General features: G+C 63.3%; 21 protein-coding genes and 1 tRNA gene. 12 read left to right on the top strand and 10 right to left on the bottom strand.

The window, feature by feature from the left end; genetic code table 11:
• The first annotated feature begins 49 nt into the window (after positions 1-49).
• A complete protein-coding gene (locus M7H45_RS08130) occupies positions 50-145 on the top strand; it encodes a hypothetical protein (protein WP_298215959.1) in 96 nt (31 codons plus the stop codon).
• Positions 130-987 (top strand): carboxylating nicotinate-nucleotide diphosphorylase, encoded by an 858-nt coding sequence (gene nadC, locus M7H45_RS08135; RefSeq protein WP_408832696.1) that lies wholly within the window; start codon positions 130-132, stop codon positions 985-987. The genes M7H45_RS08130 and nadC overlap by 16 nt, the downstream gene beginning before the upstream one ends.
• Positions 988-1,003: 16 nt before the next feature.
• On the opposite strand, the gene M7H45_RS08140 is transcribed toward nadC, so the two are convergent.
• Positions 1,004-2,371, bottom strand: coding sequence for an FAD-binding oxidoreductase (locus M7H45_RS08140; protein ID WP_298215926.1), 1,368 nt, complete (start codon positions 2,369-2,371; stop codon positions 1,004-1,006).
• 78 nt (positions 2,372-2,449) lie between these two features.
• Positions 2,450-2,524, bottom strand: a tRNA-Thr gene (locus M7H45_RS08145).
• Between the two features lie 130 nt (positions 2,525-2,654).
• Between M7H45_RS08145 and M7H45_RS08150 the strand changes: the two genes are divergently transcribed.
• The 4 genes from M7H45_RS08150 to M7H45_RS08165 are packed head-to-tail and all read left to right on the top strand — an operon-like array spanning position 2,655 to position 5,976.
• Positions 2,655-3,509 (top strand): SDR family oxidoreductase, encoded by an 855-nt coding sequence (locus tag M7H45_RS08150; protein ID WP_298215928.1) that lies wholly within the window; start codon positions 2,655-2,657, stop codon positions 3,507-3,509.
• Positions 3,510-3,519: 10 nt separating this feature from the next.
• Complete coding sequence (locus M7H45_RS08155) at positions 3,520-4,371, top strand: SDR family oxidoreductase (RefSeq protein ID WP_298215929.1); 852 nt, start codon at positions 3,520-3,522, stop codon at positions 4,369-4,371.
• Positions 4,304-5,185: an enoyl-CoA hydratase-related protein gene (locus M7H45_RS08160; protein WP_298215931.1), complete on the top strand. Its 882-nt coding sequence runs from the start codon at positions 4,304-4,306 to the stop codon at positions 5,183-5,185. Before M7H45_RS08155 ends, M7H45_RS08160 begins: the two co-directional genes overlap by 68 nt.
• Positions 5,186-5,193: 8 nt before the next feature.
• A complete protein-coding gene (locus M7H45_RS08165; protein ID WP_298215933.1) occupies positions 5,194-5,976 on the top strand; it encodes an enoyl-CoA hydratase/isomerase family protein in 783 nt (260 codons plus the stop codon).
• A gap of 22 nt (positions 5,977-5,998) precedes the next feature.
• Here the strand turns inward: M7H45_RS08165 and M7H45_RS08170 are convergent, their stop codons facing one another.
• From M7H45_RS08170 to M7H45_RS08185, 4 genes are read right to left on the bottom strand one after another with little or no spacing between them, the layout of a single operon-like run.
• On the bottom strand, positions 5,999-7,624 hold the full coding sequence (locus tag M7H45_RS08170; RefSeq protein WP_298215936.1) for a class I adenylate-forming enzyme family protein: 1,626 nt from the start codon (positions 7,622-7,624) through the stop codon (positions 5,999-6,001).
• A gap of 42 nt (positions 7,625-7,666) precedes the next feature.
• Positions 7,667-8,461: an enoyl-CoA hydratase/isomerase family protein gene (locus M7H45_RS08175; RefSeq protein WP_298215938.1), complete on the bottom strand. Its 795-nt coding sequence runs from the start codon at positions 8,459-8,461 to the stop codon at positions 7,667-7,669.
• Positions 8,462-8,498: 37 nt separating this feature from the next.
• The gene (locus tag M7H45_RS08180) at positions 8,499-10,487 is read right to left on the bottom strand and encodes a biotin carboxylase N-terminal domain-containing protein (protein ID WP_298215940.1); all 1,989 of its coding nucleotides are present in this window, start codon (positions 10,485-10,487) and stop codon (positions 8,499-8,501) included.
• A gap of 4 nt (positions 10,488-10,491) precedes the next feature.
• A complete protein-coding gene (locus M7H45_RS08185) occupies positions 10,492-12,099 on the bottom strand; it encodes an acyl-CoA carboxylase subunit beta (protein ID WP_298215942.1) in 1,608 nt (535 codons plus the stop codon).
• Between the two features lie 335 nt (positions 12,100-12,434).
• Between M7H45_RS08185 and ilvD the strand changes: the two genes are divergently transcribed.
• The 5 genes from ilvD (at position 12,435) to hemN (ending at position 19,172) form a co-directional block, all read left to right on the top strand.
• On the top strand, positions 12,435-14,279 hold the full coding sequence (gene ilvD, locus M7H45_RS08190) for a dihydroxy-acid dehydratase (RefSeq protein ID WP_298215944.1): 1,845 nt from the start codon (positions 12,435-12,437) through the stop codon (positions 14,277-14,279).
• A 156-nt stretch (positions 14,280-14,435) separates the two neighbouring features.
• The gene (locus M7H45_RS08195; RefSeq protein WP_298215946.1) at positions 14,436-16,430 is read left to right on the top strand and encodes a DUF2849 domain-containing protein; all 1,995 of its coding nucleotides are present in this window, start codon (positions 14,436-14,438) and stop codon (positions 16,428-16,430) included.
• Entirely contained in the window at positions 16,417-16,797 is a 381-nt protein-coding gene (locus M7H45_RS08200) for a DUF934 domain-containing protein (protein ID WP_298215948.1), read from the top strand. The genes M7H45_RS08195 and M7H45_RS08200 overlap by 14 nt, the downstream gene beginning before the upstream one ends.
• Before the next feature lie 49 nt (positions 16,798-16,846).
• A complete protein-coding gene (cysK, locus tag M7H45_RS08205) occupies positions 16,847-17,761 on the top strand; it encodes a cysteine synthase A (RefSeq protein WP_298215950.1) in 915 nt (304 codons plus the stop codon).
• 46 nt (positions 17,762-17,807) lie between these two features.
• Positions 17,808-19,172, top strand: a complete 1,365-nt coding sequence (gene hemN / locus M7H45_RS08210) for an oxygen-independent coproporphyrinogen III oxidase (protein ID WP_298215951.1) — start codon at positions 17,808-17,810, stop codon at positions 19,170-19,172.
• 250 nt (positions 19,173-19,422) lie between these two features.
• Here the strand turns inward: hemN and M7H45_RS11340 are convergent, their stop codons facing one another.
• From M7H45_RS11340 to M7H45_RS08225, 4 genes are all read right to left on the bottom strand, one after another.
• The gene (locus tag M7H45_RS11340; RefSeq protein ID WP_366145525.1) at positions 19,423-19,848 is read right to left on the bottom strand and encodes a type II toxin-antitoxin system PemK/MazF family toxin; all 426 of its coding nucleotides are present in this window, start codon (positions 19,846-19,848) and stop codon (positions 19,423-19,425) included.
• A 3-nt stretch (positions 19,849-19,851) separates the two neighbouring features.
• Entirely contained in the window at positions 19,852-20,373 is a 522-nt protein-coding gene (locus tag M7H45_RS08215) for a winged helix-turn-helix domain-containing protein (protein WP_298215953.1), read from the bottom strand.
• Between the two features lie 515 nt (positions 20,374-20,888).
• Positions 20,889-21,239 carry a transposase gene (locus M7H45_RS08220; RefSeq protein ID WP_298215963.1) on the bottom strand — a complete coding sequence of 117 codons (351 nt, stop codon included), beginning with the start codon at positions 21,237-21,239 and terminating at the stop codon, positions 20,889-20,891.
• Positions 21,240-21,243: 4 nt separating this feature from the next.
• A complete protein-coding gene (locus M7H45_RS08225; RefSeq protein WP_298215955.1) occupies positions 21,244-21,681 on the bottom strand; it encodes an IS1595 family transposase in 438 nt (145 codons plus the stop codon).
• Positions 21,682-21,983: 302 nt separating this feature from the next.
• On the opposite strand from M7H45_RS08225, the gene adh reads away from it, so the two are divergent.
• Positions 21,984-23,390, top strand: a 1,407-nt coding sequence (gene adh / locus M7H45_RS08230; RefSeq protein ID WP_298215957.1) for an aldehyde dehydrogenase, incomplete at its 3' end; no start/stop codon positions are given.

Consider the following 23,390-nt stretch of genomic DNA (forward strand, 5'->3'; position numbering starts at 1 on the left):
AGCGGCGGCGGCGCATTTCGCCCGGCTGGCCGCCAACCCGGCCGCCGCGCTGGCGGCGGCGATCGCCCAGGCGGCGCTGGCCCGGCCCGGCTCCGCCGGCGCCCATGCCCGCGCCGATGATCCTTTGCTTTGCGAGGCCGCATGATGCTTTCTCCGCTTCCCTCCCTGCTCGTCGAACAGAGCGTGCGCGCCGCCTTGCTCGAAGATCTGGGCCGGGGCGGCGATATCACCACCGATGCGGTGGTGCCCGCCACGGCCCGGGCGCGCTGCGCGCTGGTGGCGCGCGACCCCGGCACGCTGGCTGGGCTCGATTTCTGCCGCGCCGCCTTTTCCCTCATCGCGCCCGGCATCGGCTTTACCGCCCAGCGGGAGGATGGGGCGCGGCTGGCGCCCGGCGATGTCATCGCCCTCGTCGAGGGGCCGGCGCGGGCGGTGCTCACCGCCGAGCGGGTGGCGCTGAATTTTCTTGGCCATCTCTCCGGCATCGCTACCGCCACGCGCGGCATCGCCGATGCCATCGCCCATACCCGCGCTCGCATCACCTGCACGCGCAAAACCACGCCGGGGCTGCGCTTCGCGGAGAAATACGCGGTGCGGGCGGGGGGCGGGGCCAATCACCGCTTCGGCCTGGATGACGCCATCCTGATCAAGGACAATCACATCGCCATGGCGGGCGGGGTGGCGGCGGCGCTGGAGCTTGCCCGCCGCGCGGCGGGGCATCTCGTCAAGATCGAGATCGAGGTGGACGATCTCGAACAACTCGACGAGGCCCTGCGCCACGGACCCGACGCGGTGCTGCTGGACAATATGAATCCGCCCATGCTGCGCGAGGCGGTGCGGCGGATTGGCGGGCGGGCGGTGGCGGAAGCCTCCGGGCGGATCAATGCCGATACCGCGCCCGCCATCGCCGAAAGCGGGGTGGATTTGATTTCGGCGGGATGGATCACCCATTCAACCAAGGTGCTGGATATCGGCCTCGATTTTTAGGCCCGTCCGGCCCGTCTCATTCAAGAAATATCTTGCCGGGGTTGAGGATGCCGCGCGGGTCGAGCGCCCGCTTGATGGCGCGCATGACCTCCAGCGCCGCCGGGCCATGCTCGAGGGGCAGAAACTCCCGCTTGCCGAGCCCGACCCCGTGCTCGCCGCTGGCGGAACCGCCCAGGGAAAGCGCCAGCCCGACGATCCCCCGGTCCAGCTCCCAGGCGCGGGCCGCCTCGCCCTCCGGGTAGAGGATGAGAACATGAAAATTGCCGTCGCCGACATGGCCGACAATGGTGGCGTGCAGGCCGGAGCGGGTGACCAGTTCCCGCGTGAGGGCGAGAGCCTCGGCGAGGCGGGAGATGGGCACGATGGTGTCGGTGGAAAAGGCGCCCATGCCGGGATAGGCGGCGCGGGCGGCCCAGAAGGCGTCATGCCGGGCGCGCCACAGGCGGTTGCGGGCCTCGGCCTCCGTGGCGAAGGCGAAGCCCGCCCCGCCATGGGCGCAGGCGATTTCCTCGGCCCGCGCGGCCTGCTCGGCGACACTTTCGGCGCTGCCATGGAACTCGAACATCAGGCTGGGCTGGGCGGCGAGATGGGTGAGTTTGGAATAGGCAATGGAGGCGGCCATCTGGGCGGCGTCCGCGAATTCGGCCCGGGCAACGGGAATACCGGTCTGGATGATCTCGATGACGGTGGCGACCGCGTCATGCTCGCTGGCGAAACCGCACACCGCCGCGCCGATGGCTTCCGGGATGCCGTGCAGCTTGAGCTGGATCTCGGTGATGATGGCGAGCGTGCCCTCCGAGCCGATGAGCAGGCGGGTGAGGTCGTAGCCGGTCGAGGATTTGCGGACCCGGCCGCCGGTATCGACCACCGTGCCATCGGCCATGACGGCGCGCAGGCCCAGCACATTGTCGCGGATGGTGCCGTAGCGGACAGTGGTGGTGCCGGAGGCGCGGGTGGCGCACATGCCGCCGATGGTGGCGTCCGCGCCGGGATCGACGGAGAAGAACAGCCCATGTTCGCGCAGGTCAAGCTCCAATTGACGGCGGGTGACGCCTGCCTCGACCCGGGCGTCGAGATCCTCGGCGTTCAGCGCCAGCACCTTGTTCATGCGCGAGAGATCGAGGCTGATGCCGCCGCGGACGGGGGCGACATGGCCTTCCAGCGAGGTGCCGGCGCCAAAGGGGGTAACCGGGGTGTGGTTGGCATGGCAGAGCGCCAGCAGGCGGGACACTTCCTCCGTGGTTTCAGGAAAGATCACCGCATCCGGAAGATGGCAGGCGGGATTGGCCTCGCCATGGGCATGGGTTTCACGAATACTGGCATTGAAGGTCAGCCGCTCGCCGAAAATCTGGCGCGCGGCGGCGAGGGTTTCTTGCGTTTCCATGGGCCGCAGCCTAGCCAAATCCGGGCGGCGCGTCACGCGGCGCCTGGGCTCACGCCAATTTCCGTCCGGAGGACGGGGTGGTGCCGGATGAGGGATTTGAACCCCCGACCTTCGGTTTACAAAACCGCTGCACTACCACTGTGCTAATCCGGCCCCAGCCGCGTGAGCGTGAGTCCGTCTCCTACTTGGGAATCGCTCCGCCTTCAAGAATGGGCCGCTGTTGACCGATTTTCTAACGATCGTTAGATTGAGACCCAAGAGATAGCCTGGAGGGAGAAGCGCCGTGTCCGAAGTAAAATTTGGATTTTCGCGAGAGGAATTGCGAACCCATCCCACGGTTTACGCCCCTGGGCTTTTTGACAATCATAACGTGGTCGTGACCGGCGCCGGGGGCGGTCTGGGGCTCGCCATCGCCGCGCTTTTCGCGCGGCTGGGCGCGAATGTCGCGATCAATGGCCGCAACGAGGAAAAACTAGCGGATGCCGCCGCGTTCCTGCGCGGGTTCGGTAAAAAAGTCTATTCCCGGCCCATGTCGATCCGTGACCCGGAACAGGCGGCGCTGTTCGTGGATGAAGTGCACAATGAGTTTGGCGGACTCGACACGCTCGTCAACAATGCCGGCGGCCAATTTCCCCAGCTCGCGCTCGATTTCACCGTGAAAGGCTGGAACGCGGTCATCGACACCAATCTCAACGGCACCTGGTGGATGACCCAGGCGGCGGCGCGCAAATGGGTGGCGAAATCCGAGCCCGGCTCGGTCATCAATATCGTCGCGAGCATCTGGCGCGGCTTGCCGGGAATGGCCCATAGCTGCGCGGCGCGGGCCGGGGTGATCTATCTTTCCAAAACGGTGGCGGTGGAATGGGCGCCTCATAAAATCCGGGTCAATTGCGTGGCCCCCGGATGTTGCGAAAGCACCGGCTTTGCCCGCTACCCCGAAGAGGGCTCCGCCACCTTCCAGGAAGGTAACCCGATGCGGCACGCCGGCGATGAATGGGACGTGGCGGAAGCGGTGGTCTATATGGCCGCGCCCTCAGGCAAATTCCTGACCGGCGAGGTGTTGAACGTGGATGGCGGCCAGCAGATGTGGGGCGACCCCTGGCCGATCGGCCGGCCGGATTATTTCAAGCTGTCTTGATCGGGTGCCGATGCAAAAAAAATTCGGCTTCTCCCGGGATGAATTGAAAACTTATCCGACCGTCTTCGCGCCGGGGAGTTTCGCCGGCAAGACCGTCATCGTCACCGGGGCCGGCGGCGGCATCGGCCTGGCCATCGCCGCGTTGTTTGCCCGGCTGGGCGCGAATGTCGCCATCAATGGCCGCAACCAGGACAAGCTCGCCGATGCCGCCGATTTTTTGCGCGGTTTTGGCACCAAGGTTCTGGCCAGGCCAATGACGATTCGCGACCCGGACCAGGCGGCCTCTTTTCTGGATGAGGCGCATGGCGAATTAGGGGGCGTCGATGTCCTGGTCAATAATGCGGGCGGGCAGTTCCCTCAACTGGCGCTCGATTTCAGCGTGAAGGGCTGGAACGCGGTCATCGACACCAATCTCAACGGCACATGGTGGATGATGCAGGCGGCGGCGCGGCGATGGGTGGAAAAGGATCAGCCAGGTTCGATCGTCAATATCGTTGCCACGATATGGCGGGGCCTGCCGGGCATGGCCCATACCGCCGCCGCCCGGGCGGGGGTGATCTATCTTTCCAAATCCGTCGCGGTCGAGTGGGCGCCTCATCAGATCCGGGTCAATTGCGTGGCGCCCGGTTATTGTGAAAGCACCGGCTTTGCCCAGTATCCGGAAGGCGGAGCCGCCACCTTCAGCGAGGCCAACCCGATGCGCCATACCGGCGATGAGTGGGATGTCGCCGAGGCGGCGGTTTATGTTTCGGCAACCTCCGGAAAGTTTCTCACCGGCGAGGTGGTGAACGTGGATGGAGGCCAGCAAATGTGGGGCGATCCCTGGCCCACGGGCCGGCCGGATTATTTTAAGATTAATTGAAGCCCGAGGGCGAGGAAGAAAGGACAAGGGAATGGAAAAGACTCCAGTCGAATTCAAGGTTGAGGACGGCATCGCCACGGTGTTCATCAACCGGCCCGAGCGCAAGAACGCCATTTCCATCGCGGTGTCGGACGGCCTGTCCGAGGCGTGGCAAAGGGTCGATCAGGATGATTCGATACGTGTCGCGGTCCTGACCTCCGCCGATTGCGGCATTTTTTCCGCCGGCATGGACCTCAAAGAGGCCGCCGAGGTCAAGCAAAAGGAAGGCGTGGATATTCTCACCAAGCTGCGCGATCCGTTTCATACATCCATGCGCAAATGCCGCAAGCCGATCATCGCCGCGATGACGGGATCGCTAATGGCCGGCGGCATGATGCTGGCGTTGAACAGCGATTTGCGGGTGGGGCTAAAGGGTACCGAGGCGGGCATCACCGAGGTCAAGAGAGGCCGCGGATCGCCCTGGGCCGCACCGGGTTTAACCATGCTGCCCCAGCCTATTCTCATGGAAATCGTATTGACGGGAGATTTGTTCCCCATCGAGCGGCTGCATGATTACGGGTTTACGAATTATCTGGAAGATACGCCGGATGCGGTGCGCGCGCGCGCCTATGAACTGGCCCGGCGCATCGTCAGCGCGGCGCCTCTCTCGGTGATCGCCGCCAAGGGAACGGTGCGCGCGACGATGGATCTGGGCTGCGAGAAGGGCATGGAAGAAGGCATGCGGCTGCATGAGGTGGTTTATGCCAGCCAGGATGCGATAGAGGGGCCGCGGGCCTTTGCCGAGAAGCGCGCGCCGGTATGGCAGGGGCGTTGAGAGCGGCGATGGATGATTTGATGCGGCTGGACAGGGATGGCCCTGTCGGCATTTTGCGCTTTATCCGCCCGGAGAAGCGCAACCCCTATAGCGTGGCCTTCGCCAAGGCGCTGGTGGATTATCTGGCGAGGGCCGAGCAGGACGATTCGATTCGCGCCCTGGTCATCACGGGAGGCGATCATTTCAGCAGCGGCGGTGATTTGATCGGCTTTCAAACCGTGATTGCCAATGGCGCGCGCGCCACGTCTGAAATGGTGGGAGAGGTTCATAAAGGAGGGCAGGCGGTCTACCAATTCAAAAAGCCGGTCATCGCCGCGGTCAACGGGGTCGCCTTTGGCGCCGGGTTCAGCCTCGCCCTCTCGGCTGATATCATCGTCGCCGCTGAAACCGCCCGTTTCTGCCAGGTCTTCGCCAAGGTGGGCGGATGCCCCGATACCGGCTCTAGCTGGCTGTTGCAGCAACGTTGCGGGGCGGGCGTGGCGAGAATGCTGGTGTTCACCGGGCGCGAGATTGACGGGCGTACCGCCAAGGAGTTGCGTGTGGTCGAGGAATGCGTGCCCGCTGCTGATTTCGAGGCCCGCGCCATCGCCATCGCCCGTGAAGTCGCGGTGCATCCCGCTTTTGGCATGCAGAGCTCAAAGCGCGTCATGCTGGCCATTCCCGACAAATCTTATCTGGAAGCGCTGGATATCGAACGTGATATCCAAACCGTCCTCTTATGCGCGCATGATTTTCCCGAGGCGATGAAGGCGTTTTTGGAAAAACGCCCTCCTCAATTCAAGGATCGTTAATGGGGAGCGAGCTGGCGGCTCCTCACGGCTCCGCCAGCTCTCGGGCGATCATCTCCCGGAGCTGAAATTTCTGAATTTTCGTGGACGACATCGGCCATTCCGTGACGAAGCGGAAATGCCTGGGTAATTTGAAGCTGGCCACCTGGCCCCGGCAATGCTCCAGCAATTCCTCCGCGGTGACGCTCTGGCCGGGCCGGAGTTGGATGAAGGCGGCCGGGACTTGCTCATATTTCTTGTCCGGCGCCGCCACCACCTGGGCGATATGGACCGCGGGATGCGTCCCCAGGACGCTTTCTATCTCCGCGGCGGCGACGTTCTCGCCGCCCACTTTCAACATGTCCTTTTCCCGGTCGAGATAGGTCACGCGCCCGCCTTCATCCATGATGCCGATATCGCCGGTGCGGAACCAGCCATCCTTGGTCCAGGCCCGGGCGTTTTTCTCCGGGTCGTTATGATAGCCCTCGAACATGTTATAGCCGCGCAGGGCGATCTCACCGCGCTGGCCCGGGCCTAATTCCCGTCCCTCCTCGTCCAGAATCGTCGCCTCCATGCCCCGAAACGGCTTGCCGCCCGTCGTCGCGCGTATGTCGAGCGGGTCTTCCGGGATGCCGAGGACCATCTGGCCCCCCGCCTCGGTACAGCCATAGCCGCTGATCACGGAAACGCCGGGAAGCTGCGCCTCGATATGCCGTATGCTCTTTTCGGCGCCCACGGCGAAGAGAACCCGGATGTTGAGCCCGCCTTCTTGCCAGCCGGGATCTCCCATCATGCCTTGCACGAAAACGGGAAACACCGTGAAAAGATGGGTCGATTGCTCTTGCCGCAACAGACGCACCGCCACGTCGGGCTGAAAATAGCGGACGGTGACGGTGGTGGCGCCGACGCTCATGCAGGCCAGCATCGCCATGTAGAACACCATGTGAAAGGCGGGCAGCGGGCAAAAAATGCCGTCATCTGGCGTGAGCTTGAGCACCCTCGCCTGCTCGATCGCCGTGCGGTTGATGGCCTCCTGGGTCATCGGGCAGCCCTTGGGTGACGCGGTGGTGCCGGAGGTATAGGGCATCAGCGCGATGTCACGCAGCCGGACCCGGCTTTGCCGCAGCTCCAGCACGTCCCGGTCCACCCGCCCGCCCATCTTCCGCAGATGATCAGCCTTGATGATGTAAGGCAGATCCTTGGAGCCGACCAGGATGATATGCCTGAGATTGGGCACCTCCCGGATATCGAGATTGAACGGGTCTTTTTGCGCTTCGAGATCGGGAAAGGATTTCGCCAGCAGGGCGACGAGATCGATCGTGTCGTCGAGCACATCGGTGGTCACGATGGCGCGGAGATCCGCATCCCCGACGATGTATTGGGTTTCGCGGATCCGGTTGCGGGTGTTGAGCGGGACGGCGACGGCGCCGATGGCCTGAATGCCGTAGAGATAATGCATGGTTTCGAGCATGTTGGGCATCAACACGCCAACCCGCTCGCCAGGCTTTATGCCAAGGGCGATCAAGCCCAGCGCCACCTGGGCCACGGATTCGGCGAGTTCCCGATAGGTTTCCCGTCCGTCAGGGAACACCAGCGCGTCCTTCTCCGGCCATAACGCCGCGGCGCGTGTCACCAGATCCGGCGTCGTCAGAACTTCAGTCCATGTCGGCATCGCGATTATTCTCTTCCAAGCTATTCTTGAATCACAGCCGTGTCAGCGGCCCTTCCACACTGGCGCGCGCTTTTCGGCAAAGGCGCGCGGGCCTTCCTTGGCGTCCTCGCTCGCGTAAACCTCTTTATAGATGTGATTGGCGGCAAGTGACATTCCGGTCTCGCAGCCGACGCTCATCGCGGTGAGGATCGATTCCTTGCCAGCCATCACCGAGAGCGGGGCGTTGTCACGAATGCGCTGGGCGAGTTTCTGCGCCCGGCTCCGCACGTCGTCCGGCGATGTTTCCAGATAATTGATGAAGCCGAATTCCTTGAGTTGTTCGATGGGGTAGAGGTCCCCAGTCAAGGTCATTTCCATCAGGAAGGGCTGGGGGATCATCCACAACAAGGGGATGGCCCAGGGGCTGCCACGCCCGGCTATGCGGGTTTCGGTAATCCCGGTTTTGGTGCCGGCCAGACCTACCCGGATGTCGGAATTCAGGCTCAGCAGCATGCCGCCCGCCATCAAATGCCCGGTCATCGCCGCGATGATCGGTTTCGCCACATGACGCATGCGGCTGTGGAAAGGATCCTTCATCAGCGTGAGGATATCGATATCCTGGTCTTTGCGGATGCGCGCGGCCTCCACCAGATCGAGTCCGGCGCAGAACGTGCCGCAATCCGCCGAGGTCAGGATAACGACGCGCACATCCTTATCCGCGTCCACCTGCTCCCAAAGCTCATGGAGCCGGTTGGTCGCCGCCACGGACAGCGCGTTGCGCTGTTCCGGCCGGTTGATGGTGATCGTCGCGATCCCGTTATCGACCGAATAGAGAACTACGTCTTCCGCTGCGCTCATCGCGTTTCCTCCTTGTCAACCAATCCGTTCCGTGAACCTAGCCGGCTTCGATGACCGCGACCACGGTGTTGCGCTCGACCGTTTCTCCCACCTGGCAATGAATCTGGGTGACGATCCCGTCCATTTCGGCTTTGACGCGCAGTTCCATCTTCATCGATTCCAGCGCCACCACGGTGCTTCCCGCCTCGACCCGGTCGCCCACCGCGTAATTCACGGCGAGGATCATCCCCATCATGGGGGCGCGTAATTGCCCGCTCGCCTCGCTGGCTGCGCCGGCGAAGCTGAGATAGGGCTTCACCGTCAAGGCGTGACTGCCCTCGCGGGTCTGGACGTAGATCGAACCGCCCGCGCGGGCGATGCGCACCACCTCGCGCCGCGTGCCGATAATCGCCAAATATCTGTCCCCGCCCAAGGGCTGCAAAGCCAGCGAGACCTTGTCCTCGCCAATTTTTGTGAGAAGCATGCCATCCGGGCCCAGCGGGGAGAAGGAAACCGGCGCGGAAATCGTCCCGCATCCCACTTCCATCGCCGGGAAGCATGCCAGCCCGTCCCCGCCTTCGCTCATATGCCAGCCAGTCATCGCCGGGTCGGACCAGATGCCCTGGCCGCCCGGCGCGCGCTCGCCGAGCAGCCAGCTATACGCCGCCAGCGCCGCCGCCGTCAGGTCCAGTTCCGGCTGGTCCAGCCGCCAGCCCGGCATGCGCTCATCGATCAGCCGGGTATGGAAGGTGGCGGCGCGGGTCTCGGGCAGGCCAAGCAAAAGCTTGAGAAAGGCGATATTGTTTTGCACGCCCAGCACCGAAACCTCGTCCAGCGCCAGGGCTAAGCGGTCCAGAGCCTCCTCGCGCGTTTCGGCCCAGGCGATCAGTTTGGCCAGCATCGGGTCGTAATACGGGGTCACCTCCATGCCGGTTTCGATCCCGGTCTCCACCCGCACACCCTGGGGCATTTCTACATGCACAAGGGGGCCAGTGGAGGGCATGAAATCCTGGGCCGGGTCTTCGGCGTAGATGCGCGCCTCCACGGCGTGCCCGCGCAGCGTCACCTCTTGCTGGCATACCGGCAGGGGCTCTCCGGCGCTGACGCGTAGCATGATCTCGACAATGTCGAGGCCGGTGACCATTTCGGTGACGGGATGCTCAACCTGCAGCCGGGGATTGACCTCTAGGAAATAATACGTATCGCCCTGCACGATGAATTCCACCGTGCCGACGCCGCGGTAGCGCAGCCGTTCTCCCAGCCGCACCGCATCCGCCGCCATCTGGTCGCGCAAGGCGGCGGCCAGATTGGCGGCCGGAGCCTCCTCGATGATCTTCTGATGCCGCCGCTGGAGGGAGCATTCGCGCTCGAATAAATGCGCGACCGTGCCGCGCCCATCCCCCGCGATCTGAATTTCAATGTGCCGGCCATGTTCGATGAATTGTTCGACGATCAGACGCGGGTCGCCGAAGGCGTTGCGCGCCTCGCGCATGGCGGATTCGATTTCGGCCTCCAGCCCGTCCAGGCTGGTGACGATGCGCATGCCCTTGCCGCCGCCGCCCGCCGCTGCCTTGAGCAGCACGGGCAGGCGGAGGGTTTGGATGAGTCTGGCAAGCTCCCCAGCCGCGGCGCTCGGCGTTTCACTGCCAGGAACGATGGGAATGCCCGCCGCGCGCGCTTCATCCTTGGCGGCGGCCTTGTCGCCCAGCCGCTCGATCGTCTCTGGCGCCGGCCCGATGAAGACCAGCCCCGCCGCCTCGACCGCGCGCGCGAAAGCGGCATTTTCCGCCAGAAAGCCGAAACCGGGATGGATGGCCTGCGCCCCCAGTTGCAACGCCGCCGCGATGATGGCGTCGCCCTTCAGATAGCTGTCTGCGGCGGCGGCGCCGCCGATCTCGATCGATTCCCCCACCGCGCGCACATGCAGCGCATCCCTGTCCGCGGCGGAATGGACCCCGCAAGTGGCCACGCCCAGGCGGTGGCACGTGCGCGCGATGCGGCAGGCGATCTCGCCCCGGTTGGCGATCAATATTTTTCTGAACATCATCGCCTCACATCCGGAACACGCCGAACTGCGTGGCCTGGGCGGGCAGCCGCCCCGCCAGATCCAGCAGCATGGCCATGGTTTCGCGGGTTTCAGCCGGGTCGATCACCATGTCGCACCAGAGATTGCGCGCATAATTATAGGCGCTGGAAAATTCCTCGAAGCTGCGCCGGATGGGCTCCTGGAACGCCGATTTTTCTTCATCGGTCCAGGAGGTGCCGTCGCGTTTCTGCGCCTTTTCCCGAATCCGGGTAAGGGTGGTCACCGCCTGGTCGGGCCCTAGCAGGGCGGAGCGCGCCCCCGCCCACATCAGCATCGCGTTCGGCTTGAAGGGACGCCCGCACATGGCGAGATAGGCAGCCGCGTAACACCCGCCGGTGATGATGGTGAAACGCGGCACATTGGCGGAAGCCATGGCGGTGATGAATTTGGCGCCATGCTTGCTGATCCCCTGCTGCTCCACCGTCTTGCCGACCATGAAGCCGGACACATCGGCGAGAAAAAGCAATGGGATATCCCGCTGGCAGCACAATTCGATGAAATGCGCCCCCTTGAGCGCGCACTCGCTGAAAATCACGCCATTATTGGCGAGGATACCAACCTCGTAGCCTTTGAGCCGGGCGACGCCGCAAATCAGCGAGTCGCCGTAGAGCGGCTTGAATTCCTGAAAATAGCTGTCATCCACCAGCCGCGCCAGAATCTCGCGGTTATCCGTGGGAATACGGGAATCGCGGTTGACGATGCCGTAAATCTCGCGCGGGTCGTAGCGCGGCTCTTTGGGCGCGGCGATATCCCGCCGCTGCTTCGGCGCGGCGCCTAGATTGCGCACGATCTCGCGCACGATGGCGATGGCGTGGGCGTCGTTCTCGGCGAGATGGTCGGTGACGCCGCTGATGCGGCTATGCATGTCGCCGCCGCCCAGTGTCTCGGTATCGACCTCCTCGCGGGTCGCCGCATAGACAAGATCGGGTCCGCCGAGGAAAATCGCGCCCTGGTTGCGCACAATGACGATTTCATCGCACAGGGCAGGAATATAGGCGCCGCCGGCGGTCGAGGGCCCGTGCACCGTGGCGATCTGGGGGATGCCCTCGGCGGACATGCGGACCTGATTGTAGAAAACCGAGCCGAATTGCCCATCATCGGGAAAAATATCGGCCTGTTCGGGCAGGTTGGCGCCGCCCGATTGCACGAGCGTGATGCAGGCAAGGCGGTGCTGCCACGCATACATCTGGGCGCGCACGTGTTTTTTCGCGGTGATGCGGAAATAGGTGCCGCCTTTCACCGTGGCGTCATTGGCGATGATCATGCAGGGCCGCCCCGCCACCAGCCCCACCCCGGTGATGATGCCGCCGCCCGGCGGCACATCGTCATAAAACCCCTCCCCAGCCAATTGCCCGAATTCGAGAAAGGGCGAGCCGGGGTCGATCAGCGCGGCCACCCGCTCGCGCGGCAGCATCTGCTTGCGCTCGCGGTGCAGGCGGCGGGCGCGCTCCGGCCCGCCAATAACCGCGGCGGCGCGGCGGCGGTGCAGATCGGCGATCCGTTCCTCATAGGCCGCGCGGTTGAGGCGGAACTCCTCCTCGGCGGTGGAAATATTGGATAGCAGGTGGGTCATGTGTTGAAGGGTCCGGGTGGCGGCCGCACCGCGGGAGCGGCCAGGCCTGGATGGCTCGTCGTTTTTTCGCCCATGCGCGGCAACCGCTCTGCGTTGTCATATCGCATACGCCGCCAGCCCTCCCTGGTTCTGCCCCGCTGTGAGACGGGGTCTTTTGCTGCAAACGCCATCCGGCGAGAGGGAGGAATTTCTAACGATGGTTAGAATTTGTCAAGCGAGAGCCCGGCCGGCGAGCCAAACCTAACGCTTCGATGCCGCCGTGGAGGCCGGGGAAGATTTGGTTTTTCCCGGCGTCCGGCTTAAAAGGGAATAAAATTCCCCTTGGAGAGACCGCGATGCCCCCCTACCGTTCCCGTACCACCACCCATGGCCGTAACATGGCCGGCGCGCGCGGGCTCTGGCGCGCCACCGGCATGAAGGAGACGGATTTCGGCAAGCCAATCATCGCCGTCGCCAATAGCTTCACCCAATTCGTTCCCGGCCATGTGCATCTCAAGGATTTGGGGCAATTGGTGGCGCGCGAGATCGAGGCGGCGGGCGGGGTGGCCAAGGAGTTCAACACCATCGCCGTGGATGATGGGATCGCCATGGGCCATGACGGCATGCTCTACTCGCTGCCCTCGCGGGAGTTGATCGCCGATTCGGTCGAATACATGGTCAACGCCCATTGCGCCGACGCGCTGATCTGCATCTCCAATTGCGACAAGATTACCCCGGGTATGCTGATGGCGGCGCTGCGGCTCAATATTCCCGCCATCTTCGTCTCCGGCGGGCCGATGGAAGCGGGCAAGGCCGTGGTGAAGGGGGAAAAGCGCGCGCTCGATCTGGTGGATGCTATGGTGGTGGCCGCCGATGATGCCTATAGCGACGAGGAGGTGCGGCTGGTCGAGCGCTCCGCCTGCCCTACCTGCGGCTCCTGCTCCGGCATGTTCACCGCCAATTCCATGAATTGCCTGACCGAGGCGCTGGGCCTCTCGCTTCCTGGCAATGGCTCGGTGCTCGCCACCCATGCCGACCGGGAGAAATTGTTCCGCGAGGCCGGGCATCTCATCGTCGGCCTCGCCCGGCGGTGGTACGAGCAGGATGACGCCACCGCCCTGCCGCGCGGCATCGCCAGCCGCCAGGCTTTCGAGAACGCGATGAGTCTCGATATCGCCATGGGCGGCTCGACCAATACCGTGCTGCATCTGCTGGCGGCGGCGCGCGAGGCGGAGGTGGATTTCACCATGGCGGACATAGACCGCCTCTCCCGCCGCGTGCCCTGCCTCTGTAAGGTGGCGCCGGCCAAAAACGACGTGCACATGGAGGATGTGCACAGGGCGGGGGGCATTATCGCCATCCTCGGCGAGTTGGAGCGGGCCGGGCTGATCGACACCTCCCTTCCCACCGTGCATGCCCCTACCCTGGGCGAGGCGCTGAACCGCTGGGATATCACCCGCAGCAATAGCGAGGAGGTGAAGACCTTCTACCGCGCGGCCCCGGGCAATGTGCCGACGCAAACCGCCTTCAGCCAATCCGCCCGCTGGGAGACGCTGGATACCGACCGTGCGAACGGGGTGATCCGCGCCGCCACCCATCCTTTCTCCCAGGATGGCGGGCTGGCGGTGCTGTATGGCAATCTCGCGCCCGAGGGCTGTATCGTCAAAACCGCGGGGGTGGATGAAAGCATCCTCACCTTCCGGGGCACCGCCCGGGTCTTCGAGAGCCAGGACGCCGCGGTTTCCGGCATTCTCAGCGGTGAGGTCAAGGCGGGCGAAGTGGTGGTGATCCGCTATGAAGGGCCGAAAGGCGGGCCCGGCATGCAGGAAATGCTCTATCCCACCAGCTATTTGAAATCCAAGGGGCTGGGCAAGGCTTGCGCCTTGGTGACGGATGGCCGGTTTTCCGGCGGCACCTCCGGCCTTTCCATCGGCCACGTCTCGCCCGAGGCGGCGGAGGGCGGGCTCATCGGGCTGGTTGAAACCGGCGATGAAATCCTAATCGACATTCCCAACCGCGAAATCGCCCTGAACGTGACGGAAGACATGCTTGAAGCCCGCCGCGCCGCCCAGGCGCAAAAAGGCTGGAAGCCAGCCGCGCCGCGCCAGCGCAAGATCACCCCGGCGCTGCGCGCCTACGCGGCGATGACGACCAACGCCGCCCGGGGGGCGGTGCGCGATATCAGCCAGATCGAACGGTGAAGCTTTCTCTTTTAGGAGGAGAGACGCTAAAATCATCTCTAAAGAGCACGGAGAAAGCCTGATTTTTCCATGATTTTACTTTTCCGCGCCGGTCTGTAGAAAAACACTCTATCTTGCCCCTGTGCGGTTGAGTGACGCGGAAGAGAGCGCGAAGAGATGCAATTTTGGACGATCACCGGTAACCGGCTGAGCGATGGCGTTTCGGTCTGGTATGCGGGAGAGCGAGGCTGGTCCGCCCAGCTGGACGAGGCGGCCCTGTTCGACGAGCCGGGAAGCCGGGCGGCTTTGGCCGCCCTGCCGGCCGATACCGAATTGGAGGTGGTGGAGATAAATGCCGTCGCGGTGACACGGCAGGCCGATGGAATGATCATACCTGTCGCGCATCGGGAGCAGATCCGCGCTCGCGGCCCCTCCGTGCGGACGGATCTGCCTGCCGGCCCCTGGCGGGACGCGGCGGCGCCCTTGCCGCCTTTACCCTCCTCGCGCTCATGCTCGCCCTTCGCAGGGATTTACCGTTACGATGAATATGACCGCGAATTTCTCCGCCAGCGCGCGCGCGAATTCGCCACGCAGGTGGAGCGCCGCCGCCGGGGCGAGTTGTCCGAGGAGGAATTCAAGCCGCTGCGGCTGTTGAACGGCGTTTATTTGCAATTGCACGCCTATATGCTCCGCATCGCCATCCCCTATGGCGTGCTGAGCTCCACCCAGCTCCGTCAACTCGCCTATGTGGCGCGGCATTTCGACCGGGGTTATGGCCATTTCACCACCCGGCAGAACATCCAGTTCAACTGGCTGCGGCTGGAAGATGTGCCGGCGGCGCTGGCGGCGCTGGCCGAGGCGGATATGCATGGCATCCAAACCTCCGGCAACTGCATCCGCAACATCACCACCGATGAATTCGCGGGGGCGGCGGCGGATGAGACCGTCGATCCCCGGCTCTACGCGGAAATTCTGCGGCAATGGTCCACCGACCACCCGGAATTCACCTATCTGCCGCGTAAATTCAAAATCGCCATCATCGGGGCGGGGCATGACCGGGCGGCGATGCGCGCCCATGATATCGGGCTGGAGGCGCATCGCGGCGCGGCGGGGGAGCCGGTGTTCCGGGTTTTCGCGGGGGGCGGGCTGGGGCGTACGCCGCATCTTGCCATCCAGCTGCGAGACGATCTGCCCGAGGCGGAGTTGTTGCGCTATTGCGAGGCGATTCTGCGTGTTTACAACGCCTTGGGCCGCCGCGATAATCTTTACAAGGCGCGAATCAAAATTCTCATCCGCGAGATGAAGCCCGAGGCTTTCATCCGCATGGTCGAGGATGAATACGCGGCGCTTCCCCCTGATTACGCCCGGTTGACGCCCGAGATCGTCGCGGCGGTCGCGGCCCGGTTTCCCGCTCCGGAATTTCCCCGCCAGGATGGCGGCGTGCTGAAGGCGGCGATGCTGGATGATCGCGTCCTCGCCGCCTGGGTGAGGCAGAACACCCATCCGCACAAGGCGCCCGGCTATGTTTCGGCGGTCATCTCGCTCAAACCCGTAGGGGGGATTCCCGGCGATGCCAGCGCCGGGGAAATGGAAACCATCGCCGATCTCGCGGATGCCTATTCGCATGGGGAGATCCGCGTCTCCCACGTGCAAAATCTCGTGCTGCCGCATGTCCCCAAGGATGAGGTGCCCGCCTTGTTCCAGGCGCTGACAAAAGCGGGGCTCGCCACTGATAATATCGGGCTGGTGACGGATATCATCGCCTGCCCCGGTATGGATTATTGCACCCTGGCGACGGCGCGCTCCATCCCGGTGGCGCAGGGCATCGCCGAGCGGCTGGCGCCGCGCCAGCATGAGATCGGCACGTTGCATGTGAATATCTCTGGCTGCATCAACGCTTGCGGCCATCACCATGTCGGCCATATCGGCCTGCTCGGCGTCGACCGGAATGGCGAGGAGGTCTATCAGATCACCCTGGGCGGCGCGGCGGATGAACGCGCGGCGATCGGCCGCATCATCGGCCCCGCCGTGCCGGCTGCCCAAGTGCCCGAGGCGATGGAAGCCCTGATCGGGGCCTATCTCGCCATCCGCGCCCCGGGGGAACGGTTCATCGACACCTACCGGCGCCTCGGCGCCGAGCCGTTCAAGGAGGCGGTCTATGCCAGTCATTGACGCCGAGGCGAGGATCCTCCCCGGCGCCGCGCCCCCGGATGAGGTGCTGCCGTCCGACACCCGGCTGGAAGCGGTGCTGCCCCGGCTGGCGGCGGCGCGGGTGATCGCCATCACCTTTTCGCAGTTCCGCGATGGCCGCGGCTTCAGCCTGGCGCGCGCTTTGCGCCAGCACGGCTACCGGGGCGATTTGCGGGCGACCGGACATTTTTTGCCGGACCAGTTCCAGGCGCTGAAGGGTTGCGGGTTCACCAGTTTCGAGCCGCCGCCTGAACACGCGCCGGCACAATTCGCGGCCGCGCTGGCCGCCCCCCACCAGCCCGGCCAGTTGCTGCGGCGAACCGTGACCCGCGCCCGCGAGGCGGGGTAGACAGTATGTCCGTAATATAATTCATCGAAGCCATAATCAGGAGATCACAATGCCCGTCGCCTCCGTGCTCGATACCATCGGCAATACCCCGCATATCCGGCTGTCCCGCCTGTTCCCTGACGCCCAGGTCTGGGTCAAATCGGAGCGTTCCAATCCTGGCGGCTCGATCAAGGACCGTATCGCCCTGGCGATGGTCGAGGCGGCGGAGCGCGATGGCAGCTTGCGCCCGGGCGGGCTGATCATCGAGCCAACCTCGGGCAATACCGGGGTCGGGCTGGCCCTGGTGGCGGCGGTGAAAGGCTACCGGCTGATCCTGGTAATGCCGGAGAGCATGTCGTTGGAGCGGCGGCGGCTGATGCAGGCCTATGGCGCGACCTTCGACCTGACCCCGAAGGAGAAGGGCATGAAGGGGGCGATTGCCCGCGCCCTGGAGCTTCAAGAGCAGAATCCCGGCTCCTTCATTCCCCAGCAATTCGAGAATCCCGCCAATGTCGAGGCGCATCGCCGCACCACCGCCCAGGAGATTCTGGCTGATTTTCCGGAGGGGCTGGATGTGGTGATTTCCGGTGTGGGCACGGGCGGGCATTTGTCCGGCGTCGCGGAAATTCTCAAACAACGCTGGCCCGGGCTCAAGGCCTTCGCGGTAGAGCCCGCCGCCTCGCCCGTTCTCTCCGGCGGCGCGCCCGGGCCCCATCCCATCCAGGGCCTTGGCGCGGGCTTCGTGCCCGGCAATTTCCACCGCGAGGCGATTGACGGAATCATCACCATCGAGGGCGAGGACGCAAAGGAGTATGCGCGCCAATCCGCCGTGAAAGAAGGGCTGCTGGTCGGCATCTCCTCGGGCGCGACGCTGGCGGCCATCGCCCACAAGCTGAAGGAACTGCCGGAGGGGAGCCGGCTTCTCGGCTTCAATTACGACACGGGCGAGCGCTACCTCTCGGTGCCGGACTTTCTCCCCGGTTGACCTGCATCAAGGCAGCGTTGGCCGGCGGCGGCGATGCTGCCCGGCCATGATCACCGACACCGAATTGATCGCCCGTTATGACGGGCGCGTCCCCCGCTATACCAGTTATCCCACCGCGCCGCATTTCCACCCGGGCATTGACGCCGAGGCGTATGGGCGCTGGCTGGAGGCCCTGCCGGAGGCAGCGGCGCTGTCGCTCTACCTGCATGTGCCCTTCTGCGACCGGCTCTGCCTTTATTGTGGCTGCCACACAACCGTGGCCCGGCACGAGCGCCCGAAACGCGCCTATGCCGCCGCCCTCGCCAGCGAGATCGAGCTGGTGGCGGCACGGCTCCGGCGCCAGGCCCGGGTCGTGCATGTGCATTGGGGCGGGGGCACGCCCACCGCCTTGCCGGATGACTGCCTGCGCGAGCTGATGGCGCTGATCCGGTCGCGCTTCGCGCTGGCGGATGATGCCGAGATCGCCCTGGAGATCGACCCGGCGGCGCTGCCGCCAGCCAAGCTGGAGACGCTGGGCCGCATGGGCGTCAACCGCGCCAGCCTGGGTGTGCAGGATTTCGACGAGGCGGTGCAGCGCGCCATTGGCAGGATGCAGAGCTTCGCCGAGACGCGGGCTGCGGCGGAGGGGCTGTGGCGGCTGGGCGTCACCTCCCTCAATCTCGACCTCATCTATGGCCTGCCGGGGCAGAGCGCCGAGACCGTCACCCGCACCGCCCGGCTGGCTTTGGAATTGGCGCCCGCGCGCGCCGCCGTGTTTGGCTACGCGCATGTGCCGTGGATGAAGAAACACCAGAGGCTGATCCCTGAGGCCGCCTTGCCCGGGGCGCTGGACCGCCTGGCTCAGGAGGCGGCGATCCGCGCCGTGCTGGTGGAGGAGGGCGGAATGGAGCCGGTGGGGCTGGACCATTACGCCCGGCGGGAGGACGCGATGGCGCGGGCCGCCCAGGCCGGGGCATTGCAGCGGGGCTTTCAAGGCTACACCACCGACGCCGCCCCGGCGCTGATCGGGCTCGGCGCCAGCGCCATTGGCGCGCTACCCCAAGGTTATGTCCAGAACGCCACCGCCATCCCGGCCTATGAGGCGGCGGTTCACGCGGGGCGGCTGGCCGTGGCGCGCGGCATCGCCCTCACGGCCGAGGACCGGCTGCGCCGCGCCGTGATCGAGCGGATCATGTGCGACCTCACCGTGGATTTACCGGATATGGCGCGCCGCTTCGCCGCCAGCCCGGCGGTGCTGCTGGCCGATGCCGCGCCACTCTCGGCGTTCGCCGCCGATGGGCTGGTGAGCTGGGATGGCGCCCGCCTGGCCGTGACCCGGCGCGGACGGCCCTTCCTGCGCAATGTCGCGGCGCTGTTCGACCAGTATCTCCAGCAGACCGCGTCTGGCCCGCGTCACGCCCGCGCCGTCTGACCCCCTCGCTTTAGTCCCAAGAAAAGGCGATTATATACATTACAAAATGTATCCACAACCAATTATGTGGTACAGTGTGACGGGTCGATTTTATGTAAAATCGAAAAACAAAGGCCCCGTCTTTCGACGGGGCCCTTATTCTGACGCCATCCAATGGTTTGTTATCACCAGCAGGATGGCCGCCTCCGAAGAGGTCTTAGGCGCTGATCTGCCGAAGCTAGAGAGCAGCTATCGGCAATAAAATAGGATTTTATAGGTGCTTGGTCAACTGAAACATACCCAGCCCGTGTAGAACGCATTTCCGGACCTGAGTCAGTTGCTCTTCGGAGATAGCGGTCGCGTGATAAGCGCGCTTATTGTGTTCGTCACGACCAAGGCGGATCAAATTGAGACGATGAAATCCGACGGCAGCAATCATATCGCCCTTTACCCAAACCTCTTTTGAATTCCACGGCTCGGGAAGGGGTGGCGTTATGACCAATTTACAGTGGTATGGACGCACGGGAACCGGTGCTGTGCAACTCAAGCTAACCACCGTACACAGTCCAGGACGCCATGAAATCTGCGGACTTATCACAACAACCGGGCGATTTTTCACCATTTCTGGCTCTTTAAAGCCCTGGTTAAAATTGCAGGTCAAAATGGTTCCAATAGAAGGGCAAGATTTGATTGGCATTACTTACGAGCCGGCGCCCTCCCCGTCTTCGGGATTGGCCGGCATATCAGCAAGGTCCGCCGCTGAGCTAGATTCTGTCTTAACTTTGGACGACTCCTCTCTTTTTTGGAAGTTCCGTCCCGGATACCATTCTTTAAGCCCCCATTGCCCACGCGAAACTCGAACGATGTCGCCAGGGCCATAGAACCGACGCGTCAAAATAGAGCCAATGACGTTGCTAGGCTCGGCAGATGTTAAGGCCAGACCTCCTGCAATGAGCCCCTCTACGATCTCGGCACTACTTAGGGTTTTGCGCTTGTTGCGCAAGAGCAATTTGGCGGCTTCGGCAATACTCATTCCGATAAATTGCCCATTCTGATTAGACTCAGACGCGGGTTGTTCCGGTGCAGCGGTAACTGCATTTCCAGCGCCATCGCCCCGCACGGCTTCAATGACTCTAATGGCATTGTCAATTTCATCGCGACGACGCATTAAATCAGCTAGTACTGCCGCGTACGGATCTGAACCAAACGCCTGATCAGACATGTTGATTTCTCCCGCTTTTCATATATAAGGGGAGCCGTCCCGACAGAGTTCGAGACGGCGGATTCCTTCCCGCCTTAGGACATAAGGGGCAAGGCCCCCTCCTAGGGTATTTGGAGCGTCATCTTCCTAACCTCTCTGTGTTTGTTCCGGGTGGGAACGGGATGTAAGGGCGCCGGGACCACGAATCCCAGCGCCTTCTTTTATGATATGGTAACATACCGCGTCAAGCGCCATATACAACGCTGTGTGTTTTTCCTGCTGTAAAAACACTTCAATTAACCAACTTTTTTAATCCCCTGTTTTGTTGGTTTCCATAAGACGGAGTCAAGGATATTGGACGAACACATAGGTGATTATACGGAAGAATAAACAGAGGCACGTCGCACCGCTGTGTTGCGGCAGTTTCTAGCGATGCCGCCGCAGCAATACGCTAGCCACCCTCCCCAGACGGCCAGAACTCGAAAGAAAGCTGATCCGGGTGATCGCAATAGTCCGATGCCGCCGGACAGGTCGCCTTAAAAGACGACTTTGGGACCGTGCTGCTCAGCAGCTTGTTGATAGGTCAGACGTTTGCCCTCAACACCGCGCAGCACCAGGGCGGCCCGGTCGGCATCCGTGAACCCCAGCTTGGTCCTGGTGTCGAACTCAGTGAGGTAGCGGTGAAGGTGTTGCTCGCCGCAATGCTGGTAGATTCCACGCATCGCGCTTGAAGATTGAGAACACGCCCTCGACAGTGTTGGAATGTACCTCGCGCTGTGGTTCGTCGTGCCGTAGCTGGCAAAATGCTTGTGAACATAGCGGTGCTGCCCCGCCTGATCCGTCATGAGGGACGCTTTCGGCGCAATGTTCGCCTTGAGAACGGGCATAACGTCAGCGGCGCTCACGCCGTCCACATAGAAGCTGCGAACCTCTCTTACGCTCCACCAAGGCCAGAACGGCACGCTTATGACCGTGGCCACGCTTTATCTTGGCACCCTTCTTGTTGCCGATGAAAGTTTCGTCCGCCTCTACCGGCGCGCCGTTGCCGCCCATCGGGGCCAAGCCGCCGGAGACCATCGCCTCACGGATGCGGTGAGACATGAACCAGGCCGTTTTGTACGTCACGCCCAGCATCCGGTGAAGCTGGTGCGAGGAAATGCCCTTCTTGGAAGCCGAAAGCAGATGAACAGCCAGTAACCACTTGTTTAAGGCGATCTTGGACCGCTCAAACACCGTGCCGATGGTAACCGTGAACTGGCCCTTGCAGTCGCCGCAGTATAACAGCCCAGGCCGGTGAGACTTGCCCTGCACCGCGCCGATATTTTCCATGCAACCGCAGTGCAGGCAAACCGGGCCATTCGTTTATTCTATATTTGGCGTAACTTACGTCAAGTATATAATTGCTCCAAGAAAAAACCCTGCCATGGTTGCCATGGCAGGGCTAAGTTAGGGGAGTGTATCCGCTTGGGATGAGCAGTTTTTGCCAAGCCGGGACTGAAACTTCATTGATTCAAATCAACACGGGAAAAGTTTTTGGGCGAGCGCATTGGTGATTTGGATTTCCCGGGTTTTGCGCTAGACTAACCTCACAACAAAGCGGTTCGCCGCGCCAAATTCAGGAGGAGTAACCCATGCTCGATGCCGCCATAGCCCCGCTTCCCGGGGGCGCCCTCGCTGGCTTCACCTTCAAGCCGCGCTACGACAATTTTATCAACGGCAAATTCACCCCGCCGCTCTCCGGCCAATATTTCGATAATGTCACGCCGATCACCGGCCAGGTTTATACCCAGGCCGCGCGCTCCAACGAGGCGGATATCAACCTGGCGCTGGACGCGGCGCACGCCGCCGCCGAGGCCTGGGGCAAGCGCCCGCCCGCCGAGCGCGCCCAGATCCTGCTGCGCATCGCTGATAAGATGGAGCAGAATCTTGACCTTCTCGCCTATGTGGAGACGGTGGATAACGGCAAGCCGATCCGCGAGACCACCGCCGCCGACGTGCCGCTGGCCATCGACCATCTGCGTTATTTCGCCTCCTGCGTCCGGGCGCAGGAGGGCTCGCTCTCCGAGATCGACCATGACACCGTCGCCTATCATTTCCATGAACCGCTGGGCGTGGTCGGGCAGATCATTCCCTGGAATTTCCCCTTACTGATGGCGATCTGGAAGCTGGCTCCGGCTTTGGCGGCGGGCAATGCCGTCGTGCTTAAGCCGGCGGAGCAGACACCCATCTCCATCATGGTGCTGATGGAGCTGATCGGCGACATGCTGCCGCCGGGCGTGGTCAATGTCGTGAACGGCTTCGGGCTCGAGGCGGGCAAGCCGCTCGCCTCCAGTCCGCGCATCGCCAAGATCGCCTTCACCGGCGAGACGACGACCGGCCGGCTGATCATGCAATATGCCAGCCACAACCTCATTCCGGTGACGCTGGAGCTGGGCGGAAAGTCTCCCAATATCTTCTTCGCGGACGTAATGGCCGAGGATGACGATTTCCTCGATAAGGCGATCGAGGGGCTGGTGCTGTTCGCCCTCAACCAGGGCGAGGTCTGCACCTGCCCGTCCCGCGCCCTCATCCAGGAAAGCATCTACGACAAATTCATGGAGCGGGCGCTGCAGCGGGTGAAGGCGATCAAGCAGGGCAGCCCGCTCGATCCCGCCACCATGCTGGGAGCCCAGGCCTCCTCCGAGCAGGTGCAGAAAATCCTCTCTTATATCGATATCGGCAAGCAGGAGGGGGCGGAGCTGGTCACCGGCGGAAGCAAGGCGGAGCTGGGAGGGGCGCTCGCGGGAGGTTACTACATCAATCCGACCATTTTCCGCGGCCATAACAAGATGCGCATCTTCCAGGAGGAGATTTTTGGGCCCGTGCTCTCGGTGACGACCTTCAAGACCGAGGAAGAGGCGCTGGCCATGGCCAATGACACGCTTTACGGGCTGGGCGCGGGGGTATGGTCGCGCGACGGCAACCGCGCCTACCGCATGGGGCGCGGCATCAAGGCCGGGAGGGTCTGGACGAATTGCTATCATCTCTATCCGGCGCAC

Origin of the sequence: Acidocella sp. (assembly GCF_027352905.1) — a bacterium.
In the GTDB taxonomy this organism is placed as follows: domain Bacteria; phylum Pseudomonadota; class Alphaproteobacteria; order Acetobacterales; family Acetobacteraceae; genus Acidocella.

Excerpts from the sequence above, each read along its gene's own strand:
- M7H45_RS08140 (WP_298215926.1), bottom strand. The coding sequence starts at position 2,371 with ATGGAAACGCAAGAAACCCTCGCCGCCGCGCGCCAGATTTTCGGCGAG.
- M7H45_RS08155 (WP_298215929.1), top strand. The coding sequence starts at position 3,520 with ATGCAAAAAAAATTCGGCTTCTCCCGGGATGAATTGAAAACTTATCCG.
- M7H45_RS08160 (WP_298215931.1), top strand. The coding sequence starts at position 4,304 with ATGGAGGCCAGCAAATGTGGGGCGATCCCTGGCCCACGGGCCGGCCGG.
- M7H45_RS08165 (WP_298215933.1), top strand. The coding sequence starts at position 5,194 with ATGGATGATTTGATGCGGCTGGACAGGGATGGCCCTGTCGGCATTTTG.
- M7H45_RS08170 (WP_298215936.1), bottom strand. The coding sequence starts at position 7,624 with ATGCCGACATGGACTGAAGTTCTGACGACGCCGGATCTGGTGACACGC.
- M7H45_RS08175 (WP_298215938.1), bottom strand. The coding sequence starts at position 8,461 with ATGAGCGCAGCGGAAGACGTAGTTCTCTATTCGGTCGATAACGGGATC.
- M7H45_RS08180 (WP_298215940.1), bottom strand. The coding sequence starts at position 10,487 with ATGATGTTCAGAAAAATATTGATCGCCAACCGGGGCGAGATCGCCTGC.
- M7H45_RS08185 (WP_298215942.1), bottom strand. The coding sequence starts at position 12,099 with ATGACCCACCTGCTATCCAATATTTCCACCGCCGAGGAGGAGTTCCGC.
- ilvD (WP_298215944.1), top strand. The coding sequence starts at position 12,435 with ATGCCCCCCTACCGTTCCCGTACCACCACCCATGGCCGTAACATGGCC.
- M7H45_RS08195 (WP_298215946.1), top strand. The coding sequence starts at position 14,436 with ATGCAATTTTGGACGATCACCGGTAACCGGCTGAGCGATGGCGTTTCG.
- M7H45_RS08200 (WP_298215948.1), top strand. The coding sequence starts at position 16,417 with ATGCCAGTCATTGACGCCGAGGCGAGGATCCTCCCCGGCGCCGCGCCC.
- cysK (WP_298215950.1), top strand. The coding sequence starts at position 16,847 with ATGCCCGTCGCCTCCGTGCTCGATACCATCGGCAATACCCCGCATATC.
- hemN (WP_298215951.1), top strand. The coding sequence starts at position 17,808 with ATGATCACCGACACCGAATTGATCGCCCGTTATGACGGGCGCGTCCCC.
- M7H45_RS11340 (WP_366145525.1), bottom strand. The coding sequence starts at position 19,848 with ATGCCAATCAAATCTTGCCCTTCTATTGGAACCATTTTGACCTGCAAT.
- M7H45_RS08215 (WP_298215953.1), bottom strand. The coding sequence starts at position 20,373 with ATGTCTGATCAGGCGTTTGGTTCAGATCCGTACGCGGCAGTACTAGCT.
- M7H45_RS08220 (WP_298215963.1), bottom strand. The coding sequence starts at position 21,239 with ATGCCCGTTCTCAAGGCGAACATTGCGCCGAAAGCGTCCCTCATGACG.
- M7H45_RS08225 (WP_298215955.1), bottom strand. The coding sequence starts at position 21,681 with ATGGAAAATATCGGCGCGGTGCAGGGCAAGTCTCACCGGCCTGGGCTG.